The organism is Sphingomonas sp. 28-62-11 (assembly GCF_002278865.1).
Taxonomy (GTDB): Bacteria; Pseudomonadota; Alphaproteobacteria; order Sphingomonadales; family Sphingomonadaceae; genus Sphingomonas.
Genome location: NZ_NCGB01000036.1, coordinates 17,848 through 27,476, shown reverse-complemented (window position 1 = coordinate 27,476; position 9,629 = coordinate 17,848). Strand labels below are relative to the sequence as shown.

Annotated in this window: 11 protein-coding genes and 1 riboswitch; of the genes, 6 read left to right on the top strand and 5 right to left on the bottom strand. The window is 60.9% G+C overall.

Annotated elements, in window-relative coordinates:
• Positions 1-314 (top strand): hypothetical protein (locus B7Y49_RS12145; protein ID WP_374127861.1); only part of this gene is annotated, 314 nt, incomplete at its 5' end.
• A gap of 31 nt (positions 315-345) precedes the next feature.
• Here B7Y49_RS12145 and thiC read toward each other — a convergent pair.
• From thiC to B7Y49_RS12125, 4 genes are all read right to left on the bottom strand, one after another.
• Entirely contained in the window at positions 346-2,259 is a 1,914-nt protein-coding gene (thiC, locus tag B7Y49_RS12140; protein WP_374127860.1) for a phosphomethylpyrimidine synthase ThiC, read from the bottom strand.
• 39 nt (positions 2,260-2,298) lie between these two features.
• Positions 2,299-2,409, bottom strand: a riboswitch (TPP riboswitch).
• Between the two features lie 17 nt (positions 2,410-2,426).
• Positions 2,427-3,302, bottom strand: a complete 876-nt coding sequence (locus B7Y49_RS12135; RefSeq protein ID WP_374127859.1) for a MipA/OmpV family protein — start codon at positions 3,300-3,302, stop codon at positions 2,427-2,429.
• 88 nt (positions 3,303-3,390) lie between these two features.
• Positions 3,391-3,777, bottom strand: coding sequence for a DUF2141 domain-containing protein (locus B7Y49_RS12130; protein WP_374127858.1), 387 nt, complete (start codon positions 3,775-3,777; stop codon positions 3,391-3,393).
• Entirely contained in the window at positions 3,746-4,582 is an 837-nt protein-coding gene (locus tag B7Y49_RS12125) for a sterol desaturase family protein (RefSeq protein WP_374127857.1), read from the bottom strand. Before B7Y49_RS12125 ends, B7Y49_RS12130 begins: the two co-directional genes overlap by 32 nt.
• A gap of 123 nt (positions 4,583-4,705) precedes the next feature.
• Here B7Y49_RS12125 and crtY point away from each other — a divergent pair, with 123 nt between their 5' ends.
• From crtY to B7Y49_RS12100, 5 genes are read left to right on the top strand one after another with little or no spacing between them, the layout of a single operon-like run.
• A complete protein-coding gene (crtY, locus tag B7Y49_RS12120; protein ID WP_374127856.1) occupies positions 4,706-5,893 on the top strand; it encodes a lycopene beta-cyclase CrtY in 1,188 nt (395 codons plus the stop codon).
• Positions 5,890-7,368, top strand: a complete 1,479-nt coding sequence (locus B7Y49_RS12115) for a phytoene desaturase (protein ID WP_374127855.1) — start codon at positions 5,890-5,892, stop codon at positions 7,366-7,368. Before crtY ends, B7Y49_RS12115 begins: the two co-directional genes overlap by 4 nt.
• Complete coding sequence (locus B7Y49_RS12110) at positions 7,368-7,775, top strand: surface-adhesin E family protein (protein ID WP_374127854.1); 408 nt, start codon at positions 7,368-7,370, stop codon at positions 7,773-7,775. Before B7Y49_RS12115 ends, B7Y49_RS12110 begins: the two co-directional genes overlap by 1 nt.
• Positions 7,772-8,353, top strand: a complete 582-nt coding sequence (locus tag B7Y49_RS12105; protein WP_374127853.1) for an LOG family protein — start codon at positions 7,772-7,774, stop codon at positions 8,351-8,353. The genes B7Y49_RS12110 and B7Y49_RS12105 overlap by 4 nt, the downstream gene beginning before the upstream one ends.
• Positions 8,350-9,309, top strand: coding sequence for a phytoene/squalene synthase family protein (locus B7Y49_RS12100; RefSeq protein WP_374127852.1), 960 nt, complete (start codon positions 8,350-8,352; stop codon positions 9,307-9,309). Before B7Y49_RS12105 ends, B7Y49_RS12100 begins: the two co-directional genes overlap by 4 nt.
• Positions 9,310-9,313: 4 nt before the next feature.
• On the opposite strand, the gene B7Y49_RS12095 is transcribed toward B7Y49_RS12100, so the two are convergent.
• Complete coding sequence (locus B7Y49_RS12095) at positions 9,314-9,556, bottom strand: hypothetical protein (RefSeq protein ID WP_374127851.1); 243 nt, start codon at positions 9,554-9,556, stop codon at positions 9,314-9,316.
• Positions 9,557-9,629: the final 73 nt, after the last annotated feature.

The following is a 9,629-nucleotide window of genomic DNA, read 5'->3' as shown; positions in this document are numbered from 1 at the left end:
TTGCAGGTAAAACTTCGGTAATTTTCGGTTGGTTAGATAACAAATCTCAAAATTCTCAATTAATTAAAAGTTTTGATCGTATACAAAATGACTTATTAGCTTCAGCTGTTATCCAGTTTTGCTTTGACACTAGTGACAATATCTTTGTTCGACCAAGTTGGTGGGCGGGATTACCGAAAGTGCCAAAGAGTTACTTGAGTTGGAATTTGCACAACAGCCTGCCGGGTAGCAAGCAAGCTGACGCGTTAGTACCAAAAACTCCCGTATTGTTAGAAAGCATTGTATTAGAACGGAAAACTGAGCTCAAGTTTTAGTTACATTGGCGCTTGCGACGGCCAGTGGTTCTTAATCATGCTCCCGACCACCAGCCCCCATATACAACTCGCTCCCCGTCTCGCGGAACTTGGCGGCCATCTCCTCCATCCCCTTGATCGCCGCTGCCTTGCTCGCCGCTGCGGTCTCCGCGCCGGTCGGGCCAGTGGCGATGAAGCCCTCCACCCCCTGGTTCTGCTTGCCGGCGAAGTCGCGGACTTCCTGCGTGATCTTCATCGAGCAGAATTTCGGCCCGCACATGCTGCAGAAATGCGCGGTCTTGGCGCCCTCCGCCGGTAACGTCTGGTCGTGATATTGCTCTGCCGTGTCGGGATCGAGCGAGAGGTTGAACTGATCACGCCAGCGGAATTCGAAGCGCGCACGGCTGAGCGCGTCGTCGCGCATTTTGGCGGCCGGGTGGCCCTTGGCGAGGTCCGCCGCGTGGGCGGCGAGTTTGTACGTCACCACGCCGACCTTCACATCGTCGCGGTCGGGCAGGCCGAGATGCTCCTTGGGCGTCACGTAGCAAAGCATCGCCGTGCCGTACCAGCCGATCATCGCCGCGCCGATGCCGCTGGTGATATGATCATAGCCGGGCGCGATATCAGTCGTCAGCGGCCCGAGCGTGTAGAAGGGTGCCTCACCGCACACCTCCAATTGCTTGTCCATATTCTCCTTGATCTTGTGCATCGGCACATGGCCGGGGCCTTCGATCATCACCTGGACGTCCGACTTCCACGCGCGGTGGGTGAGCTCACCGAGCGTATAGAGCTCGCTGAACTGGGCTTCGTCATTCGCGTCCGCGATCGAACCGGGGCGCAGGCCGTCGCCGAGCGAATAGGCGATGTCATAGGCCTTCATGATCTCGGTAATCTCGTCGAAGCGTTCGTACAGGAACGATTCCTTGTGATGCGCGAGGCACCATTTCGCCATGATGCTGCCGCCGCGGCTGACGATGCCGGTGACGCGCTTGGCGGTCATCGGGATGTACGCCAGGCGCACGCCCGCGTGGATGGTAAAGTAATCGACGCCCTGTTCGGCCTGTTCGATCAGCGTATCGCGGAAGATTTCCCAAGTGAGGTCCTCGGCCACGCCGCCGACCTTTTCCAGCGCCTGATAGATCGGCACGGTACCAATCGGGACGGGGCTGTTGCGGAGAATCCATTCGCGGGTGTCATGAATGTTGCGGCCGGTGGAGAGGTCCATCACCGTGTCCGCGCCCCAGCGGATCGACCAGACCATCTTGTCGACTTCATTCGCGACGTCCGACGCGACGGCGGAATTGCCGATATTGGCGTTGATCTTCACCAGGAAATTGCGCCCGATCGCCATCGGCTCGGATTCGGGGTGGTTGATGTTGTTGGGGATGATCGCGCGGCCGCGGGCGACTTCATCGCGGACGAATTCGGGGGTGACATAATCGGGGATGCTCGCGCCAAAGCTCTGCCCGTCGCGGATCAGCGCTTCCTTCGCTTGCGCGCGGCCGAGATTCTCGCGGATCGCGACATATTCCATCTCGGGCGTGATGATGCCGCGCCGCGCATAATGCATCTGGCTGACGTTCATGCCGGGCTTCGCCCTCAGCGGGCGCTTCACGACATTGGGGAATTGCGGCACGCCGGCGGAGCGATCGGGGCCGGTCAGGCCGTTATCCTCGGGCCGGGTTTCGCGCCCGTCATAGCTTTCGACATCGCCGCGCGCGAGAATCCAGTCGCGGCGAAGCGCGGGCAGCCCGGCGGAGATATCGATCATCGCATCGGGATCCGAATAGGGGCCGGAGGTGTCATAGACGCGCAGCGGCGGCTCGCCGGACGATGGCTCAAGCATGATCTCGCGCATCGCCACGCCCGCGCCGGGAATGTTGGGCGAGGTCACATGAATTTTGCGGCTGCCCCGAATGGGGCCAGTGGTGACGCCAATTTCGGTGCGGGCGGGGATATCGGCCATTGCATTCGCTCCAATAATCGGAGCGAGGGCGGATTTCGGGGGTGAAAGCCGCTCCCTCCCTCCGCCGGTGCTAACCGGATCAGGTTCAAACGGGTCGCGGGCTCGTGCCTGCCTCTCAGCCGCCGATCAGCGGCCCCCCGGGGATAGCCTTTGGTACTGCTGTACGATCAGAAAGTATAGCCGATGCCGATGGCACCATAGAGCTGGTCCGGGCTGCCCGCGATGCTGGTGATGGGTGATCGGGCGAAATCGCCCTGCAACCGGCTGTACGACAGGATCGTGAAGATCTGCGTGCCGCGCAACAAATCCCCCGACAGCGCATAATTGCCGAGCAGGGTCGCGCTATAGCTTTTCACGCCGCCGCGCGGGCGGGCGAAAACCGGCAGGCCACTGGCAATCGACCCGGCGGGGTCGACCGCGAAATAGGTTTCCGCATAGCGATCACCCACAATCGATGCCGATCCGGCGATGCCGACATAGGCCCGGCGGCTGAGCGGGGTGCCATATTCGATTGATGGGGTGATGACATAACTGTCATGCACACCAGTAACGTCCCGAACATAGCTGACGCGAACGGCCAGCGTATCATACTCGCTGGTGATGACGCCGGTTTTGCCGATGCCGACATAGCCACCCACTTCGAGCGCGGTTTTGCGCGTGCCGAGCGCTCGAACGCGTGCATCGACGATCCGGTTGACGCGATTGAGGTTCAGCCCGACGACCGGCCCGAACATGATATCGATATCGGATGTTTTGCGGTCCCGCACCGCATCGAGTGACAGCTGCAACCCGCGTGACATGAAGTTGAAACCGTTCACCTTCCCGCGCACCGCGCCCACCGGGATCACGACATAGTCGTTCGACCCTTCATAGCTGGGAATAAATCCCACGCCGCCACCGATGGTGATTGTATCCCGGTCAAGCGTTGATGCATCGACCTCAATACGGGGTGCAGGCCGCGTCTCCGCTTCCTGGGCGGTTGCCGGCAAGGCAATGCCCGAGATGAAGGCGGCTGACAGGAAAAGGCGCAAGGATCGCGTCACACGGGTCTCCACAAGGATGGTTAATGCCTACCTCGCCAAGAACGTCGGGCAAGGACAATATATCCCGACCCGCGCGAAACTGCCCCAATTAGAGAAGATACTTCATCCTGATCGCCTGGGCGTGCGGCATTTCGCCAAGATCGAACCGGGCAGCGGCAAAGCGCGGCGCGCCAAAGCCTATCACCGGGTTACGCGAAAAGCCGAAACCCTCCCGCGGGATGCCAAGCACCGTATCGAGCTTATTGTTCGAATTGGCATCATGGATCACCGCCACGGCATAGCTGCCATAGGGCAGACCATCGAAATGCACGTTGCGCACCGATGCGGGTATCGACCGGGTCACAGCATGCGCATCATCGACGCAGCCGGGGAAATTCTGTGGATCAGCGGTCAGGCATATCCGCAGCACACCGCGTTCTGACCGCAGTTTTTCGATGCTGACATCAAGCGTCGTGGTCGGTGCTGCCCCGGGCAAGAACGTGGCCAGGATCAGCGCTGCGCCCAGTGTTCGTCCGAGGCGAGGCAGATTTGTCGGGACGCGATTGCCGGGCAAAGCCGCCAACCCCCCGGTCGGTGCCGCAGACATGATCCCAAAACCGGAAATAAAGCCCATAATTGCACCTGTAATCCGCGTGATGCCGCTGATGATGGCTGGCCGTAATCAGCCATGCCCCCAATGGCCCTCCCCAGATGAACCTAGGGAAAACCTCCCACCCCATATGATTGGTTACACCCATAACGGTCATGATCGCCAGAACCAAGCCAAGTGCGCCAAGGTGGATTGGAATCAGGAGGACCAGTAGCGGGATTACCACAGCACCCGTTATTGCCTCGATCGGGTGAAATGCCATCGCCGCCCACGCCGTAGGCGGTCGGCTGGCATGATGAACGGCATGGGCCAGCTTGAACGGCTTTGGCTGGTGCATCCAGCGATGCGTCCAATAAAACCATGTATCGTGCGCAAACAGATAGAGGAAAACCGATAGCGGCCAATACCAAAGCGGATAATCACCGATATTGCTGTACACCTGTGTCCAGCCGCGATGCTCCCAGCCCCACGCCAGAATGCCGGCCGGAATCCCGTAAATCGCCGCGCTGGCAAGGCTCCAGCCAATCTCTCGCCTGATCTGGCGATCAAGCCCGGTATAGAGCCCTGGATGCAGCAACCGGGTAACCCCGGCAAAGGCACCGCTGACGATCAGGTAACGTATCCCGACGATCAACGTCATCGTGAAAGCGGAATAAGCGAGCGCCAGGCCAGCGGAAACAGCGAAGTCCATGGCGGTTGCTTATACGATCCGTGGCCGCCGCGAAACCGGCCTTTGGTCCATGACAGGCGACCGGATCGGCAAAAAATGTGCAGCAGGGTTTCGCCTGCCCCCAAAAATCGGTTAGGCGACGATATGGCTACAACGATCAAGTGCGATCTCGCTGTTGTCGGCGGGGGGCTTGCCGGCGGGCTCATCGTGCTCGCGCTGCGCAAAAAACGCCCCGATCTCGACGTGCGTCTGATCGAAGGATCGCATGCGATCGGTGGCAATCATCTCTGGTCGTTCTTCGCCAGCGACATCGCTGATGCCGATCGCTGGATCGTCGCGCCGCTCGTTTGCTATGGCTGGACGTCCTACGACATCCGTTTTCCCGCACATGGCCGCGCGATCAAGGCCAGCTATTACTCGATCGAATCTGAACGGCTCGACGCGCTGGTGCGCGCGGCGATGCCGCCGGGCGCGCTGATGCTGGGGCGCAAAGTACTTGGCGCGAGCGCCAAGGCGGTCGTTCTGGCCGATGGTGACCGGGTCGAAGCCGATGGCGTGATCGACGCGCGAGGTGCGGGCGATCTGTCAAAGCTCGATCTGGGCTGGCAGAAATTCGTTGGCCGTGAATATGCGCTGCACGAGCCGCATGATCTGGAACGCCCGATCGTGATGGACGCCACCGTCGAACAGATCGACGGATACCGATTCGTCTATTCGCTGCCCTTTTCGGCGACGCGATTGTTCGTCGAGGATACCTATTACAGCGACACGCCCGATCTCTACCGGTCGCAACCCGGCGGCAGCAATGCCGATCCGATTGGCGACAGAGTCGATGCTTATGCCCGCGCCAAGGGCTGGCAGATCGGGGAAGTATTGCGCGAGGAAAGCGGCGCGCTGCCCGTCGCGCTGGGCGGCGATTTTGAGGAATATTGGCGTTCGGGCGGCAATAATGTCGCCAAGGCGGGGATGCGTGCTGGGCTGTTCCACCCGACCACCGGCTATTCGCTGCCCGATGCCGTGCGCACCGCATCGCTGATCGCCCGTGCGCATGATCTGTCCGGCCAGGGTCTGCACGAGCTGATGCACGGCTTTGCCGCAACCACGTGGCGCAAGCGCGGATTCTACCGGATGCTGGACAAAATGCTGTATCGCGCTGGGCCGCCCGATGAACGATACCGCATTCTTGAGCGGTTCTACCGGCTCAATTCCGGCCTGATCGGGCGTTTTTATGCCGGGCAGACCACCATGTTCGATCAGGCGCGGATTCTTACCGGCAAGCCGCCGGTGACGATCGCCAATGCTATCAAGGCACTCAGGAGCAAACCCGCATGAAATCTGCCATTGTTATCGGCGCCGGGTTCGGCGGCCTAGCGCTCGCCATCCGCCTGCAATCGGCCGGCGTTCAGACGACGATCGTCGAAGCACGCGATAAGCCCGGCGGCCGTGCCTATTTCTGGGAAAAGGACGGCTTCGTGTTCGATGCTGGCCCGACCGTCATTACCGATCCTGATTGCCTGCGCGAGCTTTGGGCGCTGTCCGGCCATGATATGGAAAAGGACGTTACGCTCGCGCCGGTGATGCCATTCTACCGGCTCAACTGGCCCGATGGCACCAATTTCGATTATTCGAACGACGATGTGCAGTTGGCGGCAGAAATCGCCAAGCTCGATCCCGAAGACGTCGATGGCTATCGCCGTTTCCTCGAATATTCCGCCGGGGTGTATAAGGAAGGCTATCTGAAGCTTGGCCATGTCGCCTTTCTCGACTTTGCGTCGATGATCAAGGCGGCCCCCAGCCTGATGAAATATCAGGCGTGGCGCAGCGTCTATTCGGTCGTGTCGAGCTTCGTGAAGAGCCCCAAATTGCGCGAGGCACTGTCGTTTCACACGCTGCTCGTCGGCGGCAACCCGATGACGACGAGCAGCATCTATGCGCTGATCCACAAGCTCGAAAAGGACGGCGGCGTCTGGTTTGCGATGGGCGGCACCAACAAGCTCATCGATGGTCTGGTCACGCAGTTCGAGCGAATTGGTGGCGTGCTGCGCCTGAACGATCCGGTCGCGAGCATCGATACGCTGGGCGATCGCGCGACGGGCGTAACGACCGAAAGCGGCTGGCACCAGGATGCCGATGCCATCGCCAGCAATGCCGATGTGATGCACAGTTACCGCGACCTGCTGAAATCTTCCCGCAGTGCGCAGCGGACCAAGAAGCGGCTCGAGCGTAAGCGTTACTCACCGTCGCTGTTCGTCGTCCATTTCGGGCTGAAGGGCAATTTTCCCAACATCCCCCACCACATGATTCTGTTCGGCCCGCGCTATAAGGGTCTGTTGTCGGACATTTACGATCACGGCGTGCTGGCGGAGGATTTCTCGCTGTATCTGCACCACCCGACGATCACTGATCCGTCGATGGCGCCCGAGGGGCATGCGACCTTCTACGCGCTCGCGCCAGTGCCACATCAGGGCAAGTTCCCGGTCAACTGGGACGAGGTGGGCCCGATTCTCGAAAAGCGGATCCTGGACGAAATCGGCAAGCGGCTGATTCCCGACATCCACGAGCGAGTCGTCACCAAATTCCACTACGCGCCCAGCGATTTTTCCGCTGATCTCAATGCCCATCTCGGCAGTGCGTTCAGTTTGGAACCGATTCTCTTGCAAAGCGCTTTCTTCCGTGTCCACAATCGCGACGACAATATTCCGAATCTTTACTTTGTTGGTGCAGGAACACATCCCGGAGCGGGCATCCCAGGCGTTGTTGGCAGCGCCAAGGCAACCGCAGGTCTGATGTTGGAGGAGAGACTATAATGGTCTTCGGTGCTGCAAACGGCATGATGCAACTGGCGATGGCTTTTCTGATGGCGGGTACCGGTGATAACTGGGCCTATGTATCTGCCGGAAAACAAGGTGCGATCTGGTACGTCGATACGTCCAGCCTGCGCGACGAACGCGATGACGACGGGCAGCCGGTTCGTCGTGCCATTATCAAGACGCAATATGCCGCCGTCAGCACCGGCCCGGCCAAGGATATCAAGCGATTGATCCTGTTCAATTGCCAAGAAGAAATTTCGAAGACCATTTCCTACACCGAATATGATGCGACGGGACAGGAAACCCGGACTTACGCTTATCCCACGCCCGCCTACGACGTCGTGGTGCCGGGTACCGTGCTTGCGAGTGCAATGGCGAAGGCCTGCTCGACCACGGCACAATGAAGCGACTTGCCGTTTATTGTGGTTCGGCAACACCGAGTGATCCTGTCTATATCGAGTCTGCGCGCGCGGTCGGTCGCGGCCTGGCCGAACGCGGTATTGGCGTCGTTTATGGTGGCGGCCGACTCGGCCTGATGGGGGCGATTGCCGATTCGGCGCTTGCGGCGGGCGGCGAGGTGATCGGCATTATCCCCCAGGCGCTGGTCGATGCCGAAGTAGCGCATCGGGGACTGAGCGAGCTGCATGTCTGCCGCACGATGCACGAACGCAAACAGGCGTTCACCGATCTATCCGACGGCTTCGTCACACTGCCCGGCGGCACGGGGACGATGGACGAGCTTTGGGAAGCGCTCAGCTGGGCCCAGCTCGGCTATCATGCCAAACCGGTTGGCGTGCTGAACGTCGCCGGCTTTTATGACGGGCTCGTGGCCTTTGCCGCCAAGATGGGGGAGGTCGGCTTCATCCGGCCGCAGCATCAAGGACTGATGATCGTCGACGAAACGCTCGACGGTCTGCTTGCCAAAATGGCAGCCCATGTGCCCGCCACCACCATCGCACAGATCGGCAGCCGCGACTTGTGAGCGGTAGCGCCGATCTGCCGAGCCGCGAGGCGATTGTCGCCACGGCCAAGGAATCGATCGGTCGGGGCTCGAAAAGCTTTGCCGCCGCGAGCCGGTTATTCGCGCCCGCCACCCGCCAGCGCGCCTGGTTGCTTTATGCCTGGTGCCGGGCCTGCGACGACCTTGCCGATGGGCAGGATCACGGGCACGGGATGGCGGTGGTCAGCGATCCGCAGGCGCGATTGGCGCAGCTGACGGCGCAGACCGAGGCGGCGCTGGCCGGGCAATGGGTGGGCGATCCGGCATTCGATGCGCTTCGCATCGTCGCCGCCGAAACCCAGTTACCCCATGCCTTTACCCGCGATCACATCGCCGGATTCGCGCTCGACGCCGCTGACTGGCGCCCGCAGACGCAGGATGATCTCATGCGCTATTGCTATCATGTCGCTGGTGTTGTCGGCTGTATGATGGCCGTGGTGATGGGGGTTGACCCGAACGACGAGGCAACGCTCGACCGTGCCTGTGATCTCGGGCTTGCCTTCCAGCTCGCCAATATCGCCCGCGACGTGGGGGAAGATGCCAGCGTCGGGCGCTGCTATCTGCCGATCGCCTGGCTTGATGAAATGGGCATCCCCGTTTGCGCGCTCATGGCCCCCGAACATCGCCCGCAACTGGCAATACTTGGTCAGCGGCTGGGTGACATGGCGGCGGCCTATGAAGAAAGCGCGCGCTTCGGCACACCAGCGCTTGGCTTCAGATCGGCATGGGCCGTGCTTGCCGCTGCCGGAATCTATGGCGGCATCGGCCGCGAAGTGGCCCGTCGCGGCGGCACGGCCTGGGATAGTCGTGTCACGACATCGGGGCTGCAGAAACTGGGTTGGATCATCCGTGCCCAGGCGCAGGCGGCGCAGCGCCATAAGCTTTATGCCGCAGCGCCCCGCGATCCCAACCTATGGACGCGGCCGCGCGCGCGCTGACTCGTCAGCTGTTCGGAGTAGAGGCGCGACGCACCGGCTCGCGCTCCGCAAAGCGGCTGCCCGTCTGGCGGCAACTGGCGGTGATCACGGGATAAAAGATGTCGCTATTACGGCGGAGCGCAGACGGCATGGCCGCCTGGCACGCTTGGATCGAGGCATAGCGCGGGGCTTCGATGCGGACTTCAGCGCATTGATCGCTGCCATCGGCGCAGCCCATAATCGCCATCACGTATAAAATCGGGTCCATCATCGTCTCCCTTCGGGATGGTAAACCAATGACGGCGGCGGCTTGTTCCGCAACGCGCGCTTTCGCACGGCGA